The organism is Thalassotalea algicola (assembly GCF_012932965.1).
GTDB lineage: Bacteria > Pseudomonadota > Gammaproteobacteria > Enterobacterales > Alteromonadaceae > Thalassotalea_F > Thalassotalea_F algicola.
The window spans coordinates 257,930-283,445 of sequence record NZ_JABBXH010000001.1 but is presented as its reverse complement, the minus strand read 5'-3'; the positions used below and the strand labels follow the sequence as shown (position 1 = coordinate 283,445).

The 25,516-nt window shown below is 39.6% G+C and carries 19 protein-coding genes; 12 read left to right on the top strand and 7 right to left on the bottom strand.

The annotated features are described in order from the left end of the window. The first annotated feature begins 16 nt into the window (after positions 1 to 16). The 5 genes from HII17_RS01320 to HII17_RS01300 all read left to right on the top strand — a co-directional run bounded on the left by HII17_RS01320 (position 17) and on the right by HII17_RS01300 (position 8,113). Positions 17 to 1,294: an ABC transporter substrate-binding protein gene (locus HII17_RS01320; RefSeq protein WP_169073524.1), complete on the top strand. Its 1,278-nt coding sequence runs from the start codon at positions 17 to 19 to the stop codon at positions 1,292 to 1,294. A gap of 181 nt (positions 1,295 to 1,475) precedes the next feature. Continuing rightward, positions 1,476 to 2,993, top strand: coding sequence for a glycerol-3-phosphate dehydrogenase (gene glpD / locus HII17_RS01315; protein WP_169073523.1), 1,518 nt, complete (start codon positions 1,476 to 1,478; stop codon positions 2,991 to 2,993). Positions 2,994 to 3,069: 76 nt separating this feature from the next. Continuing rightward, positions 3,070 to 5,718, top strand: coding sequence for a TonB-dependent receptor (locus HII17_RS01310; RefSeq protein WP_169073522.1), 2,649 nt, complete (start codon positions 3,070 to 3,072; stop codon positions 5,716 to 5,718). A gap of 107 nt (positions 5,719 to 5,825) precedes the next feature. After that, positions 5,826 to 7,349 (top strand): tryptophan halogenase family protein, encoded by a 1,524-nt coding sequence (locus tag HII17_RS01305; RefSeq protein ID WP_169073521.1) that lies wholly within the window; start codon positions 5,826 to 5,828, stop codon positions 7,347 to 7,349. A 23-nt stretch (positions 7,350 to 7,372) separates the two neighbouring features. Then, entirely contained in the window at positions 7,373 to 8,113 is a 741-nt protein-coding gene (locus HII17_RS01300) for a SapC family protein (RefSeq protein WP_169073520.1), read from the top strand. Positions 8,114 to 8,191: 78 nt separating this feature from the next. On the opposite strand, the gene HII17_RS01295 is transcribed toward HII17_RS01300, so the two are convergent. Continuing rightward, positions 8,192 to 8,578: a VOC family protein gene (locus HII17_RS01295; protein ID WP_169073519.1), complete on the bottom strand. Its 387-nt coding sequence runs from the start codon at positions 8,576 to 8,578 to the stop codon at positions 8,192 to 8,194. A gap of 106 nt (positions 8,579 to 8,684) precedes the next feature. Here HII17_RS01295 and HII17_RS01290 point away from each other — a divergent pair, with 106 nt between their 5' ends. Then, a complete protein-coding gene (locus tag HII17_RS01290; protein WP_268969123.1) occupies positions 8,685 to 9,347 on the top strand; it encodes a lysoplasmalogenase in 663 nt (220 codons plus the stop codon). Continuing rightward, positions 9,344 to 10,357: an AraC family transcriptional regulator gene (locus HII17_RS01285; protein ID WP_169073517.1), complete on the top strand. Its 1,014-nt coding sequence runs from the start codon at positions 9,344 to 9,346 to the stop codon at positions 10,355 to 10,357. The genes HII17_RS01290 and HII17_RS01285 overlap by 4 nt, the downstream gene beginning before the upstream one ends. Before the next feature lie 9 nt (positions 10,358 to 10,366). On the opposite strand, the gene HII17_RS01280 is transcribed toward HII17_RS01285, so the two are convergent. Together HII17_RS01280 and HII17_RS01275 are read right to left on the bottom strand one after the other, a co-directional pair. Beyond that, positions 10,367 to 11,605 (bottom strand): sterol desaturase family protein, encoded by a 1,239-nt coding sequence (locus tag HII17_RS01280; RefSeq protein ID WP_169073516.1) that lies wholly within the window; start codon positions 11,603 to 11,605, stop codon positions 10,367 to 10,369. Positions 11,606 to 11,801: 196 nt separating this feature from the next. Continuing rightward, a complete protein-coding gene (locus HII17_RS01275; protein ID WP_169073515.1) occupies positions 11,802 to 13,229 on the bottom strand; it encodes an SLC5 family protein in 1,428 nt (475 codons plus the stop codon). Between the two features lie 358 nt (positions 13,230 to 13,587). Between HII17_RS01275 and HII17_RS01270 the strand changes: the two genes are divergently transcribed. Next, positions 13,588 to 15,723 (top strand): alpha-galactosidase, encoded by a 2,136-nt coding sequence (locus tag HII17_RS01270; protein WP_169073514.1) that lies wholly within the window; start codon positions 13,588 to 13,590, stop codon positions 15,721 to 15,723. Here the strand turns inward: HII17_RS01270 and HII17_RS01265 are convergent. From HII17_RS01265 to HII17_RS01250, 4 genes are read right to left on the bottom strand one after another with little or no spacing between them, the layout of a single operon-like run. Next, on the bottom strand, positions 15,716 to 16,609 hold the full coding sequence (locus tag HII17_RS01265; protein ID WP_169073513.1) for an SMP-30/gluconolactonase/LRE family protein: 894 nt from the start codon (positions 16,607 to 16,609) through the stop codon (positions 15,716 to 15,718). The genes HII17_RS01270 and HII17_RS01265 overlap by 8 nt on opposite strands. A gap of 2 nt (positions 16,610 to 16,611) precedes the next feature. After that, positions 16,612 to 17,220 (bottom strand): 2-dehydro-3-deoxy-6-phosphogalactonate aldolase, encoded by a 609-nt coding sequence (locus HII17_RS01260; RefSeq protein ID WP_169073512.1) that lies wholly within the window; start codon positions 17,218 to 17,220, stop codon positions 16,612 to 16,614. Then, positions 17,220 to 18,182, bottom strand: coding sequence for a 2-dehydro-3-deoxygalactonokinase (locus HII17_RS01255; RefSeq protein WP_169073511.1), 963 nt, complete (start codon positions 18,180 to 18,182; stop codon positions 17,220 to 17,222). The genes HII17_RS01260 and HII17_RS01255 overlap by 1 nt, the downstream gene beginning before the upstream one ends. Before the next feature lies 1 nt (position 18,183). Continuing rightward, complete coding sequence (locus tag HII17_RS01250; RefSeq protein WP_169073510.1) at positions 18,184 to 18,948, bottom strand: SDR family NAD(P)-dependent oxidoreductase; 765 nt, start codon at positions 18,946 to 18,948, stop codon at positions 18,184 to 18,186. Between the two features lie 292 nt (positions 18,949 to 19,240). Here HII17_RS01250 and HII17_RS01245 point away from each other — a divergent pair, with 292 nt between their 5' ends. The 4 genes from HII17_RS01245 to HII17_RS01230 all read left to right on the top strand — a co-directional run bounded on the left by HII17_RS01245 (position 19,241) and on the right by HII17_RS01230 (position 25,498). Further along, on the top strand, positions 19,241 to 19,942 hold the full coding sequence (locus tag HII17_RS01245; RefSeq protein WP_169073509.1) for a FadR/GntR family transcriptional regulator: 702 nt from the start codon (positions 19,241 to 19,243) through the stop codon (positions 19,940 to 19,942). A 92-nt stretch (positions 19,943 to 20,034) separates the two neighbouring features. Beyond that, entirely contained in the window at positions 20,035 to 21,213 is a 1,179-nt protein-coding gene (locus tag HII17_RS01240) for a sensor histidine kinase (RefSeq protein ID WP_235938606.1), read from the top strand. 2 nt (positions 21,214 to 21,215) lie between these two features. Then, the gene (locus HII17_RS01235) at positions 21,216 to 22,052 is read left to right on the top strand and encodes a LytR/AlgR family response regulator transcription factor (protein WP_169073508.1); all 837 of its coding nucleotides are present in this window, start codon (positions 21,216 to 21,218) and stop codon (positions 22,050 to 22,052) included. A gap of 269 nt (positions 22,053 to 22,321) precedes the next feature. Beyond that, positions 22,322 to 25,498: a family 16 glycosylhydrolase gene (locus HII17_RS01230; protein ID WP_456243348.1), complete on the top strand. Its 3,177-nt coding sequence runs from the start codon at positions 22,322 to 22,324 to the stop codon at positions 25,496 to 25,498. The last annotated feature ends 18 nt before the right edge of the window (positions 25,499 to 25,516 follow it).

Sequence of the window (25,516 nt, the reverse complement as noted above, 5' to 3'; positions counted from 1 at the left end):
TTGGTGAGAAGAATTAGTGCGAGTAAAACAATTGTCGTTAGTGAATGTTTGTATGGCACTTTTGCTAATGTTTGCTATTCCTGTTTTATCCAATGCTTACGCCATAGTTGATAACGCTGAACAGCTTCCTAAAAAGAAGTTAACCCTTAATGTTGCACTGCTTTATAGCGCTCGTGGTCATCGTGGTTTCTTTCGTCATTTCAAAAAAGAGTTTGAGGCCAAACACCCGGACATTACACTAGTTTTTACCGGTTTATTAGATGCTGAATATAAACAAGCAGTAATGCCTTGGTTAATGTCTGGCCAAATAGATGTTCTATACTGGCAAGCCGGCGAGCGATTAAATGCAGTAGCTAAAAATAACCTTATCTTACCTATAGACGAACTTTGGCAAAAAGAACAATTTGATACTATTTTCCCAAAAAATATAAAGCAGGCGGTAAGCCATAATGACAAAATATATGCATTACCCTATGCCTATTACACCTGGGGATTATTTTATAATAAAGCATTATTATCCGACTTAGGGTTAGAGCCGCCGATTGATTGGCCGGCTTTACTTAGCTTCTGCCAAGCTGTTCGACAAGAAGGACTAGTGCCAATTATGATTGGAAGCCAAGACCCTTGGTTGCCTGCGGCTTGGTTTGACTACATTGATTTAAGATTAAACGGTTTAGCTTTCCATCAAGAGCTATTGGCGGGTAAGGTTTCTTTTACTGATGAACGAGTAAAAAATGTCTTTGTTCATTGGAAAGCAATGATTGAAAATGATTGCTTTATTTCAACTCATGAGCACTTAAGTTGGCGGAATTTATTGCCACCGTTATTTAGAAAAATGGCTGCGATGACGTTGCTGGGCAATTTTCTCGACAACAATACCCCGCCAGAATTTCAGGATGATATTGGTTACCAAGCCTTTCCAATGATTAATAAAGAGATAGCACGTTATGAAGATGTTCCATTAGATGTTTTTGTTATATCTCAACGTAGCAAAAATATTCCTGCTGCAAAAAAATTCTTAAAATTCATGTCTCGAGCGGATATACAATCGACCATAGCGAATACAATTGGACAAAGTTCACCGCACCTAAAGGCAACGAACAGTAACTATTTCTCTAAGAAGAATAAAAGTATTCTTCTTGGTGCTGAAGGTCTTGCACAATATTTTGATCGAGACATTAACCAGCATATGGTTACTGAAAGTTTAGCGATATTTAAAACATTTCTAACAAATCCGAATATTGAGCGTACTACCAGCCAATTAGAGAAGTTAAGACTTCGTACCGCACATTAACGCTATACTGTTATTAGTGCTTAGCGGTTTGCACCGTTAATATTTTCTAACGATTATCCTACCGTTGACGCATTTTTTACTTGAATTGCTCGTTTAATAAGCTAGTATGTTTGTCATATTGATTATATTTATCATATAAATTATATTTAATCTGAAACAGGTGCTAAAAGTAACTAATCTCATGAGTGCAACTAATACCATATTTGATGTCTTCGTAATTGGCGGCGGTATAAACGGCGTAGGTATCGCTAATGATGCTGCGGGCCGAGGGTTGAATGTTGCACTTTGTGAAATGAATGACTTGGCGTCAGCGACATCAAGTGCTAGCAGCAAGCTTATTCATGGCGGACTACGTTATTTGGAATACTATGAGTTTGGTTTAGTCAAAAAAGCACTCGCCGAACGAGAAGTGTTATTAAAAAATGCGCCACACATCATCTCTCCATTAGTGTTTAGGTTACCCCATCAAGCCCATTTAAGACCAGCGTGGATGATTCGAGCAGGGTTATTTCTGTACGATAACTTGAGTAAGCGCCTGACTTTACCTAAGTCTAAGGGGATTAAGTTTAAAAGCACAGACCCGTTAAAAGTGGAAATTACTAAAGGGTTTGAATATGCGGATGCTTGGGTGGATGACTCGAGGTTAACTGTACTAAATGCGCTTTCAGCAAAATCAAACGGCGCGAAATTATTTACTCAAACGAAAGTGCTGGAAGCGAAATCAGTAAATGGCATATGGCATCTTAAAGTATTAGATAGGGTGACAGGTGAAACATCACAAATGCATAGTAAAACCCTAGTAAACGCCGCAGGCCCATGGGTTGAAAATATAACTGACAATATTAATAGTGCAGAAAGTCATGGAATTCGTTTAGTTAAAGGTAGCCATATTGTTGTCCCTAAAATCCATCATGATCAGCATGCCTATATTCTGCAAAATGAAGATCAGCGTATTGTTTTTGTTCTGCCGTTTGAGGACGACTTTTCTCTAATTGGTACAACTGATGTTGATTATCAAGATGATCCTCAACAGGCAGAAATTTCTCAAGATGAAATTGACTATTTAGTTTCAATTACCAACAGCTATTTTAAACATCAAATTTCGCAGCAAGATATTGTTCATACATTTGCAGGTGTTCGACCTCTTTTACATGATGAAGCAGAAGACGCTAAAGCTGTTACTCGAGACTATACCATCGAGCTCTCTACTAATGGTCATGCTCCATTACTTAATATTTACGGCGGTAAAATTACTACTTATCGAACACTTGCAGAATCAGCAGTAGATAAACTTTCAACGTTATTTCCAAATTTGAAACCTGCTTGGACAAAAAATACGACATTACCAGGTGGCGACTTTAACTCCCGTTCAATGCTGTCGGCAAAGCTTGCTGAAGAATTTCCTTGGCTTCCTATAGCTTTGCGGCAGCGTTACGTTCGCTCATATGGCTCACTATGCTATCGGTTCCTTGATGGCTGCTATACACAGGAAGATCTTGGTGAGCACTATGGCAGTGGCTTATATCAAAAAGAATTATGTTACTTAGTGCAACATGAATGGGCTAAATCGCTAGATGACGTAATTTGGCGGCGCACTAAGCTGGGACTTAGGCTTTCAAAACAAGAAAAAGAAAAAATAAACCAATATTTAGCTAGCAAGTTAACAGAGCATAGCTATGCTCAAAAGTGTTGTGCTTAATAAGATTACAACAACACTAACTTGTTTAAAAAACGTAAAACTTAAAAAAAACAACAAGTAAGTAAAGGGGAGATATATGTTTACACTTACCAAGCGCACAGCGTTAGCTGTAGCCATTGCAAGTGCTGTAGGGGGTTACTCGCAAGCGGCTTTTGCTGCTGAAGAAGCTGCGGATAAGAAAAGTGATGATACTGAGTACATCTTAGTTCGTGGTTTACGTAATAGCTTAAAAGCGGCTATGTTCGATAAAAAAGAAGGTGTCGGTGTTTATGATGGTATTGCTGCCGATGACTTAGGTAAATTTCCAGATCAAAACGTAGCTGAATCACTGCAACGTATTACAGGTGTTTCTATTGACCGTAGTGGTGGTGAAGGTCAATTTGTTACCGTACGTGGTTTTGGTCCGCAGTTTAATACTGTGCTTGTCAACGGGCGTCAAATTGCGACAGAAAACCCTGGTCGTGAATTTAGTTTTGATACATTAGCAGCTGAATTAATTACTGGTGTAGACGTATATAAAAGCCCTACTGCGAATATGCAAGAAGGTGGTATTGGTGCAACCATTAATGTTAATACTGCAAAACCTTTAAACTACGATGGCTTTAAGGCTGTTGCTAGTGCAAAAGGGGTTTACGATGATTTATCGGAAGAAACAACTCCACAGTTTTCAGGCTTGATCAGCAATACCTTTATGGAAGGCAAAGCCGGTGTATTAGTTTCATTGGCACATCAAGAGCGTACGGCTCAAGATAACATTATGGAGTCACGCTATTATCGTCCAAATGTAAGTTTTGAAACACAAAATGGTAAGCAATTTACTAATGCTTATGTACCGCAAAACTTCGATGTAATGGTTGATGAGCAAGACCGCACTCGTACCTCTGGTACTGCGGTATTCCAATATGCTCCCTCTGATGAATTAACCTTAACTTTTGATGGCTTAATCTCTCAATTTGAAGTTGAATCAGATGTTCACTCTTTAGGCCATTGGTTCTCAGAAAGTAACTTTATTGATGCTGAAGTCGATGAAAACAACTCTGTTGTTTACATTGAAAATGCCAATACAGGTGCAACTGATTTTATCCGTCGTAACTATAACCGCGAAGTTGATGTACAGGCTTTTGGCTTTAATGCTGAATGGCAGATCAATGATGATGTAATGGCAACGTTTGATGTTTCAACTTCAACTGCTGAAGAAAAAAGTGCTGGTGACGTATTTTTCAATGTTATCGGATACAACAATGCGTACACATGGGACAACCGTGACGGTAGCCCATCAATTGAAATTCTAGGCGGTGAAGACGCAGCATTGCGCGCCGACCTTGGTCGTGCTCATTACAACGAACGTAATGGTTGGGATCGCGAAGACACTATCACAGAATTTAAAACCGACTTTGAATGGGAAACTGGCTTAGATACATTTACCTCAATGCGTTGGGGAGGTTATTACCAAGACCGTGAAAAAGATGCAGTTCGTAAATATGCATCAGACTGTAATTTATACTGTGGTTATGGCACTGATGTTCCAGATGAGTTATTAACTGAATACACTGCCAATGGCTTCTTTGGCGGAGTGCCAGATCGTTGGTTAACGTATGATGTTGCGGCTTATGATGCATATCGCGAATCTGTTACTGGTGACACTGGTTATTCAGATCCGCAAGGACAAGCTGATCAATATACAGTTGAAGAAGAAATTCTTAGCGCTTACATCGACTTCACTTTTGAAGGTGATTTAGGTGACTTACCTTGGCAAGCAAACGTTGGTGTACGTTATACACAAACAGATACTACGCTTTCTGGTGTTACTCAAGAGCTAATTGATTTACAAGAAGTGCCAAACGATCCTTCAGATTTGTTTGAAGTATATGCACCAGGTGGTGTTCAGCCGGTATCGGCAAGTAATTCATATACCAACCTTTTACCATCAGTAAATGTTAAATTTGATTTAACGGATGAAATGGTAATGCGTGTTGCTTACTCTGAAACATTAACGCGCCCTACCATGGATGAATTAAACCCAGCTACAACGGTCACGGTATCTCGTCCAAATAATAATGCGGCACAAGGTGGTAATGCTGATCTTAAACCATTTGTATCATCTAACTGGGATGTTTCTTACGAATGGTATTATGCAGATACTAGTTACTTCGCAGCAGCTATATTCAGTAAAGAAGTTGATGACTTTATTACCAGTACCGTAGCAACTGAAGTGTGGAACTTAGAAAGCGGAGCATACAACTTTAACGTACGTAGACCTCGTAATGGTGAAACCGCGGAAGTTAATGGTTTAGAGTTAGCGTGGACTCATACGTGGGAAAATGGTTTTGGTTTGCAAGCCAATGCGACATTTGTAGATAGTGATGCAGAACTAGATAATAACTCAACTGAGTCATTCGGTTTAGAAGGACTAGGCGATTCACAAAACATTGTAGGCTTCTATGAAAATGGGCCGTACCAACTACGTTTAGCGTTTAATAACCGTGAAGGCTTCTTACAAGATCAAGTAAACCGTTTTGGTGGTACTGAGCCACTTAAAACTGATACTTATGGTCAGTGGGATATCAGCGGTAGTTATGAAATCAATGAGATGTTCACTGTATTCTTTGAAGGTATTAACATCACTGGTGAGGAGACGCGTCGTCATAGTCGTTACCAAAACCAGTTTGTTCGTCTAGAAGATAACGGCACGCGTTGGGCATTTGGTGTTCGAGCGAACTTCTAATTGCTAATAGAGAAACAAAAAAGGGCTTTTTAGCCCTTTTTTTGTTGGGTTTAATTACTGCATAATGAAGTCATATAAGACATGCAGCAAACTAAAACTAAAATAAGATGCAAGCAGTTAAAAACATAATAATACTAGGTGGTGGAAGTGCAGGGTGGTTGACTGCCTGTATTTTGGCTAAAAAGCATATAAATCACCCAGATTTAACCATAACATTAGTAGAGTCTACCGATGTACCTGGTGTTGGCGTCGGCGAGGGCACTTGGCCAACTATGCGCAATACCTTACAAAAAATAGGTATTGATGAGCATGAATTTATTAAGCACTGTAATGTCGGTTTTAAACAAGGTAGTCAATTCGTGGGCTGGGTTAATGGCGAGCAAGGTGATAGCTATTTTCATCCTTTTACCGCCCCTAAAGGCCATGGCCAATTCGACTTAACCCCTTATTGGCAAAAAAACCAAGCATCTCAAGACTTCTCTTCGGGCGTTTGCTATCAACAAGCAATTTGCCTAGCAGGGAAAGCGCCCAAAACCATTACCGACCCTGCATATCAGGGGTTAGCTAATTATGGCTACCATCTAGATGCGGGTAAATTTTCTGAGTTGCTTAAACAGCATGGTAAAGACAAGCTTAATGTAATCCATAAAATAGCAACGTTCGAGCAGGCTCAGCAATCGGCTAATGGCGATATTAAGGCTTTGTTATTTACAGATGGAACTGCATTAACTGGTGAATTGTTTATAGATTGTTCAGGCTTTAGTGCCTTGCTTATTGGTAAAGTGCTCAATGTTCCTTATCTCGACAAGCAAGACGTTTCCGCGATTGATACTGCACTTGCTGTTCAAATACCTTATCGTGATGAACAACAAGCAGTTGCTTGTCAAACTATTTCAACGGCACAAGATGCTGGTTGGATTTGGGATATTGGTCTACAAACAAGACGTGGCATTGGCTATGTTTATTCAAGTAAATATTGTGATGAACAAAGAGCTAAGCAAACACTTGCTAACTACGTAGGTGTTGAAGTAGAAGAGTTAACTATTAAGACGATTGCTTTTACACCTGGGCGAAGAGAGAAGTTTTGGCAAAATAATGTGGTAGCTATTGGCTTATCGGCCGGCTTTTTAGAACCGTTAGAGGCATCTGCATTGATGATGATTGAAACTTCTGCTGAATATGTTGCAGAGCATTTGCCAGTGTCGACTGAACAAATTTCGGTTGTTGCAAAGCGCTTTAACACAAGCTTTCTTTATCGCTGGCAAAAAGTTATCGACTTTCTAAAGTTGCATTATTTGTTGAGTAAGCGCACAGAACCTTTTTGGCAGCAGATGAGTGATATTGATACTGCTAGTGACAATTTACGTGATTTAATGAGTCTTTGGCAGCATCGTGCGCCTAACATGGAAGACTTTGATAGTAATTTTGAAGTATTTCCTGCTGCAAGTTATCAATATGTTCTGTATGGTATGGGTTATAACAGTAATTTTTCAGCACAGAGTTATTTATATAATGAGCATGAAAAAGCACAAAAATTGATGGCAATTAATCAACAGGCAGTTCAGCAAGCATTAGTGCGTTTACCAAAACACCGTGAATTACTGGCAGCCATTAAAGCCAATGGACACTAACCTTTTTAATAAGAATAAAAACTATGAATTTTCAACCAATAAAACCTGATAATAACCAGAAAACTAAAGTGAAAGTAGACGTCGATTGGCCTTTTATTGCGAGTCAACATCAATTGGAAGTAACGGTAAATGAACTATTACAAGCTGCTTCTAGTTATCCACTGTTTTTCATTAAGAACTCTAAAACAGGGGCAACGTCAGTTGCTGCTATTACCTCATTTGCTATGGATAGCAATGTGTTAGTTAACGAAAATGGTGAACATAATGTCGCTTATGTACCATTGGCAGCACGTACAATGCCATTTGCTTTAGGTATTGACCCTAAAAATGAAAAAAGCATTATTCCATTTATCAATACAGAAAGTGGTTTGGTAGGAGAAGAAGAAGGGGAGTTACTATTTGATGGTGAACAAGCTACTTCTTATTTTCAACAGATTAACCAACAGCTAGAACAGCTTTATCATGATCAAATCACTACAGCAGCGTTTATCAATGAATTAAATGACTTATCACTTATTCAGCCAATTGAAGTGGAATTGACCATGGCAAATAATGAGAAAAGCACGCTTAAAGGGCTATACCATTTAGATGAGGAAGCATTTAATAAGTTAACTGAAGAAAAGCAAATGTCGTTGCTATCGAAAGGTTATTACAGTGGTGTTTATGCCATGCTTTCATCATTAACCCAAATTAATCGCCTTATCCAGGGACATGTAAAACAAGGCGAAGGTATTGCAGGGGTTAATATTAAAGTAGCCAAATAGAAAGTTAGTTATTAGCAAGCCTCAATTATCGGTAAATCGTAAGGTTGAGGCTTAACTAGACTGTTATGCTGATGTTGGTTAATGAGTTAACTCAATTAAATCCCATTTGTTGCCGTATAAATCTTTAAAAATAACGACAGTACCATATTCTTCTTCACGTGGTTTTTCACAAAACTCTACACCAGCATTTAGCATTGCTTGATACTTTTCATCAAAATTATCGGTTTGCAAAATAGCTAACACACAACCGCCAGTTTGATTCCCAACCGCTGCTTTTTGTTGAGCAGTTTCAGCCTTGTTAATAATGACTTTTAAAATTCCTGATGATTCAGGGCTAACGGTGAGCCAACGGTGATCATCCATGGAAATATCGTCAATGACATAGAAACCTAACTTATCTCGGTAAAACTCTAGTGCTTGCTGGTAGTCGTCGACTAATAGGTTGATGGCTGAGACTTTTAACATAATTAATTTCCTGAATTCGTTTCTTTTATGTTATCAGTTGGTATAAGCCAAGTGGTAATGATATAACTGAACACATTGGTCGGATGTCTATGTTTCTCAATTTATTATGACAAGTTTAAGCTTAAAAACCCCCATCTTTCGTTATGTAATTTTAGTATTTGCACTGTGCTATTTAATATCTTTGCCGTATCGTCCTTATTTAGGGGATTTTCTTGTCAAAGTTTTCCCGATGTTACTAATTCTGTTCTTAGCAATAACTCAGCTATCAGGGAAGTATCGAATATTGATGGCGATTGGCGTGTTAGCCTCATGCTTTGGTGATGTCTTTTTAGCATTACCAATTACCAATAGCTTTTTGTTAGGGCTTGGTGCCTTTTTGATTGCGCAATTGGTTTATGCTGTCACCTATTTTCAAACCGCTAATTGGGCACAGGTAACTCACTGGCGAAAAATGTTAGTCGCAGTAATTTTACTTTTTTCAATATTAATGGCGACCTATCTATTGCCTGATACCGGTGAAATGCAAATCCCTGTAGCCATTTATTTGGCTGTAGTTTGTAGTATGGGCATTGCGGCATTTACTAGCGCTTTACCTAATAAAGTGGCCCTTGGTGCCTTAAGTTTTATTGTATCTGATTCAATTTTGGCCATGAGCTTTTTTAAAACGCCTTTACCAATGTCTGATGTGCTGGTAATGGCGAGTTATTATTTAGCTCAATACCTAATGGTTAAAGGCATGATCGATTATCAGGGTGAGCAAAGCGCATGATTTGCTCATTGCCACACTATAGCGTGCGAGCGCTAGTTAATTATCTGGTTAACTGTGGTTTAGATAGAAAGTTGTTGCTTACTCATATTGCAACTGATGAACAAGCGCTGAGTAATGCACAGCAGAGCTACCCACAAAGTGACTATGAAGCATTGCTTAGTTATGGTGCAAATCAATTGAATATACCCAATATTGGCTTTATGCACGGCAAAGCATTTGAGCTGAGTTTTTGGGGCATTCTGGGACATATTGTGGCTGCGGCGCCGACATTATGGGATGCGCTTGGCTATCAAAAACGATATCAATGTTTGTTGGGAAATTCAGGTCAGGCTTATCATGAAATTGAGGATGAGGTTGTCACAATTCGTTGGTTGTCAGACGCACAATGCAGTGCTAACTCTATTGAACAAGTCATTACTGCATGGGTAGCGTTTGCATTTTCTTATACATTGTCAAATGATAAACCGATAAGTGTCCACTTTACCCATTCAGCAGTGTCAGGGCTTGAACAATATCAAGAATTTTTTGGTTGTGAAGTTCTATTTAACACTGAATTCAATGGTATTAAAGTTAAGCAATCCTCGCTTACTTTACCATTAACGGCATTTAACGAAGAAGTACTAACTGTTTTGTGTAACTACGCAGAACAAAAGCTATCACAAAAGAAGTCGACTGGGTCATTAGATATTATCCGGCAATATATCATTGAAACGTTACCTGAAGGTATCGCTGAATTAAACGAAGTCGCTCAGTTCTTAGGAATTAGTTCTCGACAACTTCAACGAAAATTTCAACAACAAAACACCAGTCTAACTGCTTTTTTAGAGCATATTCGCCAAGACTTGGCTGTTTCGTACTTAACTCAAACTAATCACAAATTGTTATACATCTCATCGGTGTTAGGTTATTCCGAGCAAAGTGCTTTTCAACGAGCGTTTAAGCGTTGGTTTAATTGCACACCTCAAGAATATCGACTGAACCCTAAAGCCATCACTCGTGATTATCAATAAATACGTCGATTAGCTTGTCGAATGTACAGGCTCATTTTCTCTACGTTTTAACCGAGTAAAACTAATTATTGAGAGTATTGAGCTGGCGAGTAAAATTTCTGTTAACCAGTTAATTTGAAATGGTATTAACATCGTATTTAAGGTAAACGCAGTGATAATAACTCTTACAGGCTCAGCCCAGACGTGCCAATACTTTTGTTCTTGGATGCTGCTAATCACCACCAAGTTTAAGATAGCAACGGCACAAAGCGTCCAGTTTGTTAATAGGTTATTGCTGGCAACTGATAATATAAAGGCAAATATTAAACCCAGAAAAACAATAAAATGGATAAGTAAGTAGGCTTTATAACTTGAGCTTATCTCGACATCATATTTAACCATGGTTTTTGTTGTTGCATAGCGCCTTGGAAATTTTTGTTTTACATCAGAAGGGCGCCAACCTGGAGGCATGAAAAAGACTTTAATTTTATCCTTTATTTTACGCGTATGAAGGGCGTCGATACAAAGGTTCCAGTAAACTTGAAAATTCGCCCAAACAGGATTCCAGCTTTTAAGTTGATGGCTGACACCATAAACAATTTTCACCTCATTTTTTTCTGGCTGAAATGAGCCAAATAGTTTATCCCATAGAATAAAGACGCCAGCAAAATTTTTATCAATATAGTCTCTATTTAGCGCATGATGCACGCGGTGGTGACTAGGGGTGACAAATATTGCTTCATACCACTGTGGTAGCTTATCAACATGGCGAGTATGTACCCAAAATTGATAGATTAGGTTTAATGAACCGCAAGCAACAGCAAGTTCAGGACTCACCCCAATTACAGCCATTGGTAGGTAAATTATCCAACCAAACAAACTAGGCGTGCTTGTTTGTCTAAGTGCTGTTGTTAGGTTGTACTCTTCACTTGAGTGGTGAACGACATGAGAGCCCCACATTACAGATACTCTATGTCCTAAACGATGAACCCAGTAATAGCCTAGGTCGTATGCTATAAAAGCAAAAAACCAAACGGCGATAGACTGATCAGATAATTGCCATATAGCGTGATTATGATATAGCCAGTAGTAGGCGGATATTGGGATTGCGGCTAATAGAATGCCTGAAACTCGACTCAATACACCAAGGTTTAATGAATTTAGCGCATCATTAAACTGATAATAACCCGTGCCACGGACTTTATCTGCGATTAATTCAATCGCTATAAGTATGAGAAACACAGGGATGGCGGCAATAATAAAACTCATCGTAAAATAAGTCCGATAAATAGGTTCTTATATTCACTATAGGTTAGCAAGAGTAATAAATATTGACAGAATAACGACATTGATTGACCGTAAAAGTCATATAATGTCGAGTATTATTTTCAGTGTGAATTTAGGATAGATATTTTTATAGAGGCTGGCTAGGTTTAGCTAGCCTCTTTGGAAGGAATAAGCGTAATTATGCGGTAGCGTTATGTGCCATCGATATTTTATTGCCAAAGATAATGCGGTTAACTAGTAAGGCCATACCTACGCAGCTAAATAATGTAATACACATCATATGAATATAGTGGAAAGGCGCCCATACAAAGACAAAAAATGCGTACAGCAAGGTTCCAAAAATCACGGCAGTAATTGCTGCCCTCGCATCAACATCTTTAAACAGTAAACCGACGATAAAGGTTGACAGTATCGGCATACTGAGTAAACCAAATAACTCTTGTACCAAGTTAATGATGCTGTCTGCTGTTGCATACACAGGGACAAGTGCAAGTGCAATGATGACAAATATTCCAGTAATGATGGCATTTAACTTACCAACATTGACATCTTTATTTATGTATTTTTCGTGAATATCACAACAATAAAGTGCGGCTGAAGAGTTAAGTATACTGTTGAATGTTGTTAATACTGCTGCAGCAATTGCAGCAGCGAAAGCACCTGATAACCATACAGGTAAAATGTCACCCGCAAGAGTTCCGTATGCTGCATCGCCGATATCGCCATAAAGCTTGTAAGATACAATACCTGGAATAACAATCATTGGCGGTACAATTAACAAACGAATGGCGGCGGCGGCAAACACACCTTTTTGCGCTTCTTTTACATTGGGCGCTGCCATTGCTCGTTGGGTAATGGTTTGGTTGGTGCCCCAATAAAAGGTTTGAATAAATATCATACCGGTTAATAGTACATGCCATGGAAGTGGAGAGTCATCATCACCTATTAACGTAAGTCGTTCGACTGGAATGCCTGAAAAATCGAAGTTAATTGCAGCAACTGCTAGATACACTATGAGTAAGCCCATACCGATTAACAAAATTCCGCTGTAGGTATCAGACACGGCAACTGCTCGTAATCCACCAAAAACCGCGTAACAAGCACCAATTATTCCAAAGAATGTTGCTAAAGTAATTAGCGGTAAATCGGTATTGAACAGTGACTTCATAAATAATGAACCACCGTACAGTACACTTGGTAAGAAGATGAAAATATTGCCAAATAAAAACAATGCGGCGATCACTGCGCGAATATTTTTATCGCCATATCGCTTTTCAAGTAATTCGGTTGTTGTTGTACAATTATGTTTGTAATACACAGGCAGAAATACTTTTGCCAAAATGAACAGCCCAATTACTGCTGCAAATTCCCACCAAGCTAATAACGCCATTTGGTTACCATTCATGCCGATTAGTTGGTCAGTACTTAAATTCGTTAGCGTAATAGATCCGGCGACGAATACCCATGAAAGGCCACCGCTTGCTAGGAAGTATTCTTTATTCGAGTCGCCAGAGCGGCTGTGCCCTACACATTTTAAGTAAGTGGCAAACGCTATTAATGCAGTAATACCAAAAAATACAATTAACTGTATTGTTTGTTCAGACATAAAATTCCCTTACTACCTTAGCGCTAACGTAAGCATTGAGAGACTAGTCACTTTGCGGTCTCGATTGATTATGTGTACCTGCTTGAGCTTTAGTGCTTTGCTTTTACGATTACGATAAAGCCTGAACATTCATTTCTCCCCACTGCTTCAATTATATATTTTCATACACGTTAAAATAACGCGAATATTTTCTTTATTCATTATTTATAATATATATACTATCTTTATTTTTGTCGGTTTAAAACACCGAGTTTAAGATTTATTCACATTAACCGCTAAGCTATTAATATTGATTAGCTTTGTGCATCAACCTGAAATGTCAGTGTTTTAGGTATTGTTAAACATAGTAGAGGTAAACATGGGCGACTTTCCGGAATACATTCATTTACGAGGTAAGCGTAGTAGCTTTATTGTAGATATTAGTAAACGCCTACCGAGCGTCTTGTATTGGGGGAAGCTTTTAAAGCAACAAAACTCTGCTTTGATGTTGGCTCAATTAGCGACAAGGCAAGAAGCTAAATGTGCAGCAGTAGAGGAGCCACCTTTATCGCTAATGCCAACATACGGGCAAGGCTTTACAGGAAACGCAGGTGTTGAGCTTATTAGCGATAATCAAGCATGGTCCATTTGTGGGGATATCGTGCATATTGAGCAAGAGAACCAATACTCGGTATTGCTTAAAAGTTTAGATAACATTCGAAAAATTAGTGTCATTCATATTATCGCGTTAGATCCAAATACCGATGTTTTGCAAATTTCTACTGAGTTAGTCAATCATGGAGCTGACAGTGTAACGGTAAATTCCTGTATGGTCGCCACATTGCCTATTCCAGAGACCATGACCGAGCTCACTGGGTTTGAAGGTCGCTGGGCACAAGAATTTAATACGCACACTATTAAACGTTTTTCAGGGGGGTATGTTAGAGAGAATAGGAAAGGAAAAACCTCACATGACAGTTTCCCAGGGCTACTTGTTCATAGCAAATCTACCGCTCAAACTGACGGTATTTGCTATGGCTTTCACCTAGGTTGGAGTGGCAACCATAAAGTTTTATGTGAACAATTATCTGATGGACGCTCTTATGTGCAATTAGGCGAGTTACTTTTACCAGGTGAAGTCGTGCTCAATGAAGGGGAACGATATAGTTCACCCACATTATACGGGTGTTTTGCCGAGCAAGGTTTTAATCAACTTTCGACAAGTTTTCATCACTATGTACGTCAGCAATTATTACGTAATCATATTAACGATAAACCTCGCCCTATCCATTACAACACTTGGGAAGGGATCTATTTTGATCATGATATCGATACTTTAGTTGAACTGGCGAAACAAGCCGCTGCGTTAGGTGCAGAACGATTTGTACTTGATGATGGTTGGTTTAAAGGGCGTAGGGGAGACTTTGCGGGTTTAGGTGATTGGGAAGTCGATAAAGAAATTTACCCTAAAGGCCTACAGCCCCTGATAGAACAAGTATTAGCGCAAGGGATGGAATTTGGTATTTGGTTTGAACCAGAAATGGTTAACCCTGACAGTGATTTGTATCGTGCACATCCTGATTGGGTGCTTTCTAGCGCAGGCAATGAACAGCTTATATATCGAAACCAACTAGTTTTAGACTTAACTAACACCGAGGTAACTCAATATTTGTATCAAGCTATTGATGCTATTTTGCAAGAATACTCAGATATCAGCTACATAAAGTGGGACATGAACCGTGATATTAATCATGCGGGCAACTTAATAGGAAAACCTGCTGTTCACCGACAAACCTTAGCCCTATATCAGTTAATTGAGCGACTAAAATTGGCACATCCTAATGTAGATATTGAAAGTTGTTCCTCAGGTGGTGGTCGCGTTGACTACGGTATACTAAAACACACTGACCGTGTTTGGACATCAGATTCAAACGATGCGCTAGATCGACTGAATATTCAACGTGGCTGTTCATATTTTTTTCCGTCAAATATTATGGGTTCACATGTTGGGCCAAGAGATTGTCATATAACTGGCCGACGAATTAGCATTGAAATGAGAGCTGCGGTAGCCATGTTTGGCCATATGGGTATAGAGATGGATCCGAGAGAGCTAACAGAGCACGAAAGGGTTGTGCTTCGTGAAGCGATCAGTCTCCATAAAAAGTATCGTCAATTGATTCATCAAGGTGAGCTTGTTCGTATGGACAGCGGAGACAATGAAATTCGTTTTGCGATAGTCAATGATGAGCAAAGTCATGGTTTATTTAGCTACAACTTATTGGCTGAAACGTTACGTTATGCACCTGATAAATTCTATTTTGCTGGCTTAAAAGAAGAAGCAAAGTATCGATTAAACTTGGTGTGGCCTACTAAAGTGAAAGAATATTCGACGTCAGTGTTAAGTGTTGTTGATGGTCAAGTATTTTCAGGAGAGGCGCTGATGGCTTTTGGTATGCAATTACCGATTATCGATCCACAATCGTCACTTATTTTTGAGGTTAGCCAAATTAAATAGCTGAATAGCCGCTAGTATTCAAAAATACTTCGTTTACACCTAAACTCTCTTCGAGCTGGTAAATAAACACATTACCAGCTTGTGGTTGTTTGGCTAGTTCATATTTTGACAGTCCTTGTTGTGCGCTAGTGATACACAAAAGATCTAAGTTAGGTCCACCAATCGCTACGCAGGTTGGTTGGCTAACAGGAAGTTGGATAACCTGTTGAGCGCAACCATGTATATCATACTCAATGACTTGAGCGCCCCCCCATTGAGCAGACCATAAATGTCCAATGCTATCTATGCATGCGCCATCAGGCACTTGACCGCTAGCTGTTTCGGCAAACAATTGCTTATTTACCAGCCCTTTATCATTGTCAAATTGATATTTGAATATGCTATGGCTGGGTGAGTCAGCATGATAAACACCTTCGCCGTTAGTGCTCCAACAAAGGGCATTTGAGATTCCAATATTGTCGAGCGCGACACAGCATTCTCCATTACTCTTAAGGTAATATAGCTTGCCTTCTGCAGTCGATAATTGCTTGTTTTCGACCATAGTGCCCGCCCAGAAGCGGCCTAGACGATCAACGCCACCGTCATTAAAACGATTCCCTTTGTTGTATAACTCGGGACGAGCAAGCCACTTAACCTCTGAAGTATTTAGGTTGTATAACGCAATGCCGGAGGCGAATGCAGCAATAATCTGCTGACTATCCTTTGTGAAGCCAAAGCAACCTAATCGCTCTGGAAGCGCATAATGAATCAAATTATTGTGCTGCCACTCATAGCAATATAGCTTGCAAGTTAAAATATCTGTCCACCATAAAGATTGTTGGTCTGGATGCCAAACAATGCCTTCGCCGAGTAAGTTTTTGACAGCTAGGATTTTAATTAATTGCATGATTAATTCTGGGAAAGTACTGAGAGTTTGCTGGTAACATCGAAAGGAGTATCACCCTGCTGGAAAAGCTCATTGCCAATACCTACTCCGCTGGCATTGTGTTTGAGCCATAAATCGATTTCGTTCAACTTTACACCGCCAACTGCAATTAACTGACTGTGGTTAGGAAGTACAGTTTTAAGTGCTTGGATATGTTTCGGTCCGTAGCTATTGGCAGGATATACTTTTAGGGTGGTAGCGCCAGCATTAAAGGCCTTAAATGCTTCTGTTGCCGTTGCAATTCCGGGTAAGCTAACGAGTCCGAGATTTAACGACTGCTCAATTATCCCTGTATCACAATGTGGTGAAACAATTAATTGCCCACCTGCATCTGCGACTTTTTCTATATCTGTCAGCTTAACAACCGTTCCTGCACCAATTAAACAGTCGTCAGGTAATGTGTTTGCGAGTACTTCAATAGCATTAAATGCATCAGGGCGATTAAGTGGCACTTCAATGATTCGAATACCCGCTTGATATAAAAGCTTCCCGATTTCAGCTGCGTGTTGAGTTGTTAAACCTCTTAAAATTGCAATGATAGGTGAGGCTGATAGTAAGGTTGCAAGTTTCATTATTTTTTAATCTTTAAACGCTGCGTAATGTTCAAATCTTGATATATTGATGAAAAACCGGCTAAAGTAACATCCGCAACTGCATATAATTGAGTTGAAATATCTTGCATTGATAGCACTTCTGAAAATCGCTTACTCAAGGTATTGCTGCCGATAATATTTACCGAGTCTAGTTGAGTAAACTGCCACTCTGTAGCGTTTAGTGCTGCGCGGACGTCACTACCAATTAACATACCGGATAAATATGAAGGCGCTTGTTCCGTGCTAAGCTCATTAAATAATTGCTTGCTACGGACACTAAATATTCCGTGAATTAGACTCCCTAATTCACTTGCTAAAGTATACTTAGCCCCATCATTAAATGCTTGTTGATTAAATTCGTCATTAGGGTGTTGAATCAATACGCTATGATGAATAAGCAGATCGTAAAGCTCGCCGGTCATCGCTGTTTTAAACAAAACAACTTGTCCATCTTCAACTAACACCCATTTGGTGTGGGTGCCTGGTAAACACACTAAATGCCTACCCAGAGTATGTTTTGGATTTTGTGCTAACCAGCCAAGAACCTGAAGTTCTTCGCCTCTCATCACATCACGATAATTATTTTCGTGGCTGCAATGTAATCCTGGAACTATCGCTAGTTGGTGTTCTCGACAATTAAAGCGTAAACAGGAAGCTGCGACTGCTTTAGGTGAGATAGGACAGGCTAGGTAGGTTGTTTCTTTCCAGCCAATGCTTGAGCCAATTTGTCCCGACATTAAAATAGATAGATTTCCAAATTGCTCAACCCAGGGCTCAATACAGTCAAACAACTCCTGTTCAAAACCATGGCTTACTTTAGAAACCCCTCGTGCTGTTAAGCACTCTTGGTATGACAGAGTAAGGTCTTCATTTACTTTACAAAGGTAAGCTCTTAAATGGCTCGTCCCCCAATCAACTGCGATTACATATTGTGGCGTCATATTAAGTTCGACCACCATCTATTGTTATGCTTTGTCCAGTGATCATCGCACTATCATCTGAAGATAAAAACATCGCAAGTTTTGCTACTTCACAAGGCTCAATGCGCCTCTTAATGGCCATTGACGCCATCCAGCGTTTTTCTTCATTTTCACTTAAATACGAGGCTAATTGCTTTTCTGTAGCTATCCAGCCAGGCAATATTGCATTTACTCTAATATTGTAGCGACCATAATCTTTTGCTAATGATTTTGTCATTCCGATAAGACCTGCTTTGGCAGTGGTATAGCCAACCATGTTCTTAGGGCCAATTAGTGCATTGATAGAGCTGAAGTTAATAATTACGCCGTGTTTTTGTTTGCGCATATGACTAAATACCGCTTGAGCGGCAAAAAATGCTGCGTCTAAATTAATCTGCATACAATATTGCCAATCTTGTGGTGAAATATCTTGTGGTCGATGGCGCATATCATTGGCAACATTGTTTATTAGAACATCAATGCCATTAAATGCTTTGCATGCTTTCTTTATACTATTGGTTAACGCTTGATTGTCAGTAACGTCAACTGATTCAAACCAAACGTTTTCTTGATAAGCAATGAGTTCATCTTGTAGTTTCTTTGCAGCATTGTCGTCAATATCAATAAAAGCAACTTTAGCCTTTTGTTTTAAAAATGCCTTTACCATGGCTGCGCCGATTCCAGTAGCGCCACCGGTAATAAATACTGTCTTCCCTTCAAGGCTCTTGTAGTGAGTTGAATCTGGCAAAGTAATGTCCTAACTCATAATATCTAATCGCACTTTCACATGTTTAAAAGCTGAGTGCAAATGAAGTCAATCACATGAAATCTTGTTGTATTTCACGCTAGTAAACAAACCTATTTCAAAGGTATGTCATATACTATAATATGAATTAATTAGCGTAATTTTTGGTGCAATGTCAACTATTACTGAAAAATTGTTAAAAATTAGTTACTAAACGCCTATCGCGCTGAATTTAAAACTTGTAATATACAATATTCGTATCGCATTGAGAGCAAGGTTAAACAAAGAGAGTGTTATGAGAAGTAACCCCAAACATAACTTAACCCACCAATTAACACATAGCTTAGGAATGGCTATTGTTAAGGGAGATTACCCCATTGGTACTGGACTGCCTTCTGAAGCTGATTTATGTTTGGAGTATGACGTAAGCCGCAGTGCAACGCGTGAAGCGGTTAAAATGCTTTCAGCTAAAGGGCTTATTTCTTCTCGTCCAAAGCAAGGTATTTTGGTATTACCTGAAAGCAACTGGAATATGTTCGATACGGACGTATTAGGTTGGATTTTAAATAGTAAACCTTCATTAACTTTGTTAAAAGAATTTACTCAAGTGCGTGTGGCAATTGAGCCTGAAGCGGCTGCATTGGCGGCAGTGAATGGAACAGATGAACAGTTCGCTGAAATTGAAAAAGCCTTGTCACGTATGGCTGATGCTGACAAAGGTTTGGATGATCCACTAGACGCAGATATCGCTTTTCATACGGCAATATTACAAGCTAGCGGCAATCGTTTTATTGCACAATTAACTGACTTTATTGGAACTGCGCTACGCGTAAGTATTCGTTACACAAATCGAATTAAAGGTGTGCCAGGCGCAGACGTTCAAAAACATGCTGATATTCTTAACACCATTAAGTCTAGAGACTCCGAACAAGCAAAGGCGTGTGTCAAAACTATACTGAATGAAGCATTAGAGCTAATTGAGTCTCAATTAAAATAATCTTTTTTCATCCTATGATTGCCAATATCTAAGTATGTCGGCAATCTTATTCTCAACTTCTTACCAGTAGGCAAATCAAAGAAACACAATTTTTGTATAGCTACAAAATATTTGACATCGGGAATGAAGGCGGCACATTATCATGTAAACGCTTACTTGTTTTTGATGCCATGACAACTTCTGATGCATTTCCTGACTTAAACCTTGGACAAAAATCATTTTCTAAACAAAGCCATCAGTTTTGGACATTGCAAATATTTGGTTGGCTCGGTTATGTAATTGTCGTCTTTATCGCTATAGTTCGACCTCAATTTGACGATCCGAATTTTTATCTTGCTGGTCAGTTGATAAATTTGGCAATCGAAGCATCTAGTGGCTTCCTGCTTTCTTACATGCAATGGCTTATCATTCGAAAAACGGTACACTGGCCGCTAAAGAAAACGTTAATTTTAAGCTTTGGTAGTGCAGCCATACTTGGTGGGGTTTTTAATGTAATAAAGTTAGCATCCTATAAAACTATTGTTTATCAACAAATATGGTACCAGCAATGGAACATGTTGGAGTTTGGTGGCTGGTTGCTGTTTTCTGTTTCAACAATGTTTGTATGGACCGCAATTTTTTTCATTATGCTTTATAACACTAAGTTACAAAAAGAGCATGAGATGTTGTTAAGAGCTCAAAACTCTGCGAAAGAAGCTCAACTGCAAATGCTTAGGTATCAATTGAACCCTCATTTTATGTTTAATACGATGAATGCAATTTCAACGTTAATTTATAAAAAAGACAATGAAAAAGCCGGTGATATGTTAGACAAACTATGCGAGTTTTTTAGATATTCACTTGATCAAAATAGCAATCAGGAAAGCCAATTACATCGAGAAATAGAGTTACTTAATGTCTATTTAGCGATTGAGAAAGTTCGTTTTGGTGAGCGCTTAACTGTTAATTTAGATATAGATAAACAAGTAAGCCACGGCAAAGTACCATCATTATTCCTACAGCCAATTGTTGAAAACGCCATTAAATATGGCATTGAGTCGAGAAAACAGCCTGGTGTGATTTCAATCAGTGCAAAGGCGAAAAACCAACGTCTACGTATTGAAGTGTTAGATAGTGGCAAAGGTGAAGTTACAGATTCTGGTTTTGGGATAGGTTTAACAAATACCAGAGAGCGCTTAAGTTCGATGTTTAATGATGATATATCGATTGATATACAACACACTGAATCTGGTACTAGAGTATCACTAGATATGCCTTTTCAGAGAGGGTGAATATGTCAGAGCAAAAAATATCTGTAGTAATTGTTGATGATGAGCCTTTGGCAATTGAAGGCCTAAGACTGCGTTTAGAAAATATGAATGACATAATAGTGGTTGGTGAAGCAACGAATGGCGAAGATGCCGTTAAAATGTGTCAATCATTGCAGCCAGATGTACTTTTCATTGATTTAAGGTTGCCAGGGATAAATGGCTTAGAGGTTGTCCAATTATTACAATCCGATACTATGCCTATAGTGGTATTTGTTAGTGCGTATAGTGAGTATGCGGTTGATGCTTTTGAGTTAAATGCGATTGACTATATATTAAAGCCTGCAAATTTAGGTAGGTTGCAGCGAACCATGGATCGTATTCGAGAGCGCTTATCCCCTCAACAACGAGATTTGGAAAAATACCGCTTGTTAAAAGCATTAGGCGAAAGTTCTGGTATCGCTATTACGGAGCTAGAAGACTGGCTGGGCTCTCAAGACAAACCTTTGCCAACGAAGTATAGAAAAGAGCTTGTAATCAAGAACACCGACAATGAAAAAGTTTTTGTCGATGTTAACGATATTAAGTGGATAGATGCAGCAGGTGATTATATGTGTATCCATACTCAAGACGAAAATTATATTGTCCGCATTACCATGAAAAAATTAGCAGAAGAACTAGATGAATCGGTATTTCAAAGGATTCATAAATCAACATTAGTGAACATCTTCAGTGTTAGAAGTATTGAGCCACTGCGTAATAACGAAAGCTTACTCAATATGGGAAATGATATTAAATTGAAAGTAAGCAGAAATTATTGCGAAGCTGTTCAAAAAATTATTGAAAACAGAAACAGTCGATAACGTCTTATCTTAAATTTGTACCGTTTCAACTGATAGAAAACCTCCCCCTCAATTGATGCCGCATATATAACGCGGGATATCGCATTTACATTGTTCCAACAACGTAGTTGTAACACTATTTTGGTGATGATCTTTCATCAAGGCCAACAATAAAATAACCACAAAAATAGAATAAAGGTTTGCGATAAAGGCCAAGGGGAGGCCTAGCAGTTATGTAACTTTAACTGTCTAGGTATTTATTTAGTTATTTTACCTCTCAGGAAAATACTATGAACAACATTTCGAAAACGTGTCGAGCTATTCTAGCTTGTGCTTCCACGACGGCCCTAATAAGTTGCGGTGGTGGAGCTGAAACGAAAACTAATCCGACCAAAATTGAACCTACTGCACCTGTTAGTGACTGGCAATTGGTTTGGAATGACGAATTTGATGCCGCAGAAATTGATAGCAGCAAATGGACTCACGAAGTTAACTGTAATGGCGGTGGTAACAACGAAAAGCAATGCTACACCGACAACAGCGATAATTCTTACCTTGCTGATGGCGTATTGCATATTGTTGCTTTGCCTGCCGAGCAAGGAGCAGAGAAACCGTATACCTCAGCAAGACTTAATAGCAAATATAAAGGTGATTTCAAATATGGCCGCTTTGAAGTGCGTGCAAAACTTCCTTTTGGACAAGGCAGTTGGCCGGCATTCTGGATGTTACCTACAGATGAGTATTATGGTGGCTGGCCAAAATCAGGCGAGATAGATGTTTTAGAGGCGCTTAACTTAAAAACGGTAGATGAAGAGGGGAATGCTGAAAGTCGTGTTCATGGTACGTTGCATTATGGGAAAGATTGGCCGAACAATGTACACAGTGGTACGTCATATACTTTGCCTGATAACGTTAACCCGGCTGATGATTTCCATACTTATGCGATTGAATGGCAAGAAGGTGAAATTCGTTGGTATGTTGACGACTATTTGTACCAAACTCAACGTCGATCTGAAGTTAGGTATAACAGCAAAGATGAAGCTGTCGGCTTAGCCCACCAAGGTTGGTTTGCTGAATATTTTGACCAAGGAAGTGGCGAACTTACCACGCATTGGGACAATGCTCCATTTGACCAGCAATTTCATATGCTGCTTAACTTAGCGGTAGGTGGCGACTGGCCAGAGAATACCAATAATAAAGGCATTGATGCCGAAGCTTTCACAAACGGACAGCATTTTGAAATTGACTATGTGCGTGTGTATCAATGTGCTCAAAATCCTGAGACTGGAAAAGGCTGTGAAACCGTGCGTGGTGGCTACGATAGTCTTGATGACGCACTGATAGAAGGCAAGGCGCCAATTCCGTCACCGCCATCAACTGGTATTCCTCAAAATTTAACGATATTTGATGGCGTAGAAAACCCTAATTGGCCAGCTTGGGATTGTTGTGGTGGATCCACGCCTCAAGTCGTCAATGATGAAGCGCAAGGTGATGTTATAGAATTTTCTGTTGGAGCGTCCCCGACAGTTAATGGCTTTATTTCAAGAGATGAATTTATTTCTTCTGAAGATGGAACAGCTTCTCCTTTTGATGCTAGCCCGTTAATTGATAGTGGTTTTATTCGATTTAAAATGAAAGCGGTTACATTGCCAAATGATACGACTGCACCTTGGTTGTTTAAAGTTGAAAGCCAAGGTGCATCAACGGCGGTTGAATTACCTCTTTCTGACAGTGTAGAAGGCAACATGCCAACAGCTGGCGAATGGATGACTTATACTTTTCCGCTTCAAATGCTTGCTGACAACGGGTTAGATTTAAGTGCTATTGATGTGTTGATGGTGTTTCCTGCATGGGGAGCTGGTGAAGGTGCTGTATATCGTATTACAGATGTAGAAATAGCCGCAGAAACCAATTCTCCGGAATTGACCATTTTTGCCGATAGTGAAAATGCCAGTTGGCCAATGTGGGATTGTTGTGGCGGCTCATTACCGAGTGTTGAAACTGATGACAATGATCATGGCGCTGTTGCAGAGTTTGCAATCGGTGCAAGTCCTACGGTTATGGGGTTTATTTCACGTGCTGAATTTATTACTGACCCAACGGCACAGCCAAAACCGTTTGATGCTAGCGCTATTTTAGCCAATGGCGTCATTCAATTTGAAATGAAGCTTACTTCAGCACCAAACGAGGCAAATGCTGCTTGGAAATTTAAAGTAGAAAGTGACAATGCAAGTTCGGCAATAGAGCTTGATTTAAGCAGCAGTGTCGAAGGGCTTTCGCCGACGGTTAACCAATGGCAAACCTATACATTTTCCTTATCAGACTTGGCTGACGCAGGCCTAGATGTCAGTGCAATTGATGTCATTATGATTTTTCCAGCTTGGGGAAGCGGTGAAGGCGCAGTCTACCGAGTCGATAACGTCAAAATTTATGATCCAAACGCGTCGTCGGGCTTTAATGGGCATGTGCTGTTTGCCGATGGAGCGAAAGAGCAATGGTCAATTTGGGACTGTTGTGGTGGTTCTACTCCAACAGTAGAGAATGATGATGCTAGCCATGGCCTTACCGCTGAGTTTGTTATCGGCGCATCGCCAACAGTTATGGGGATACTCGCCGATGATGATGTTTATTTAGATGCCTCTAATTTTCTCGAAAATGGTGTTGTTCAATTCGAGCTTAAAGTGGTTAATGCCCCTAATGACAGTAGTGCGGTTTGGAAATTCAAAATAGAAGGTGCAGATGCAAGCTCTGCTGTTGAACTAGATCTTGCGGCTAGCCAAGAGGGTCAAGCACCGGTAACTGGACAATGGCAGACTTATACCTATTCAATTCAAAGCTTATATGAAGCTGGCCTAGATATTAGTGCTATTGATGTGTTGATGGTATTTCCTGCATGGGGTACTGGAGAAGGTGCTGTGTATCGATTAGATAACGTCATGATTTATGACCCTTCAAGCGTGCCTCAAGCACAAGGGTTAACACTATTCGCGAATAGCCAAAATACAGAGTGGCCAATTTGGGATTGTTGTGCGGGTTCAACGCCAACTGAAGAACAAGATGATGATGCTCATGGCATGGTGGCCGAATTCGTCATTGGTGAATCGCCAACAGTGATGGGATTTTTAGCGAATGATGGCGTTTACTTCGACGCTAGTGCGATGCTAGCAAATGGTGTTGTCCAATTTGAACTCAAAGTGGTTAACGCTCCAAATGATAGTAATGCGGTTTGGAAATTCAAAATAGAGTCAGGTGATGCCGCGACTGCTGTTGAATTAGACTTAACCGCTAGCCAAGAAGGCGCAGCGCCAATTGTTGGTCAATGGCAAACCTTTACTTTTTCTTTGCAAGATCTATTTGATGCTGGTTTAGATATCAGTGCTATAGATGTTGTGATGGTATTCCCTGCTTGGGGAACGGGCAATGGCGCAGTGTATCGCATTGATAATGCGATGATCACTGTTCTGTAAGTTCGAAAATTAAACGTT

Excerpts from the sequence above, each read along its gene's own strand:
- glpD (WP_169073523.1), top strand. The coding sequence starts at position 1,476 with ATGAGTGCAACTAATACCATATTTGATGTCTTCGTAATTGGCGGCGGT.
- HII17_RS01310 (WP_169073522.1), top strand. The coding sequence starts at position 3,070 with ATGTTTACACTTACCAAGCGCACAGCGTTAGCTGTAGCCATTGCAAGT.
- HII17_RS01305 (WP_169073521.1), top strand. The coding sequence starts at position 5,826 with ATGCAAGCAGTTAAAAACATAATAATACTAGGTGGTGGAAGTGCAGGG.
- HII17_RS01300 (WP_169073520.1), top strand. The coding sequence starts at position 7,373 with ATGAATTTTCAACCAATAAAACCTGATAATAACCAGAAAACTAAAGTG.
- HII17_RS01295 (WP_169073519.1), bottom strand. The coding sequence starts at position 8,578 with ATGTTAAAAGTCTCAGCCATCAACCTATTAGTCGACGACTACCAGCAA.
- HII17_RS01290 (WP_268969123.1), top strand. The coding sequence starts at position 8,685 with ATGACAAGTTTAAGCTTAAAAACCCCCATCTTTCGTTATGTAATTTTA.
- HII17_RS01285 (WP_169073517.1), top strand. The coding sequence starts at position 9,344 with ATGATTTGCTCATTGCCACACTATAGCGTGCGAGCGCTAGTTAATTAT.
- HII17_RS01280 (WP_169073516.1), bottom strand. The coding sequence starts at position 11,605 with ATGAGTTTTATTATTGCCGCCATCCCTGTGTTTCTCATACTTATAGCG.
- HII17_RS01275 (WP_169073515.1), bottom strand. The coding sequence starts at position 13,229 with ATGTCTGAACAAACAATACAGTTAATTGTATTTTTTGGTATTACTGCA.
- HII17_RS01270 (WP_169073514.1), top strand. The coding sequence starts at position 13,588 with ATGGGCGACTTTCCGGAATACATTCATTTACGAGGTAAGCGTAGTAGC.
- HII17_RS01265 (WP_169073513.1), bottom strand. The coding sequence starts at position 16,609 with ATGCAATTAATTAAAATCCTAGCTGTCAAAAACTTACTCGGCGAAGGC.
- HII17_RS01260 (WP_169073512.1), bottom strand. The coding sequence starts at position 17,220 with ATGAAACTTGCAACCTTACTATCAGCCTCACCTATCATTGCAATTTTA.
- HII17_RS01255 (WP_169073511.1), bottom strand. The coding sequence starts at position 18,182 with ATGACGCCACAATATGTAATCGCAGTTGATTGGGGGACGAGCCATTTA.
- HII17_RS01245 (WP_169073509.1), top strand. The coding sequence starts at position 19,241 with ATGAGAAGTAACCCCAAACATAACTTAACCCACCAATTAACACATAGC.
- HII17_RS01235 (WP_169073508.1), top strand. The coding sequence starts at position 21,216 with ATGTCAGAGCAAAAAATATCTGTAGTAATTGTTGATGATGAGCCTTTG.
- HII17_RS01230 (WP_456243348.1), top strand. The coding sequence starts at position 22,322 with ATGAACAACATTTCGAAAACGTGTCGAGCTATTCTAGCTTGTGCTTCC.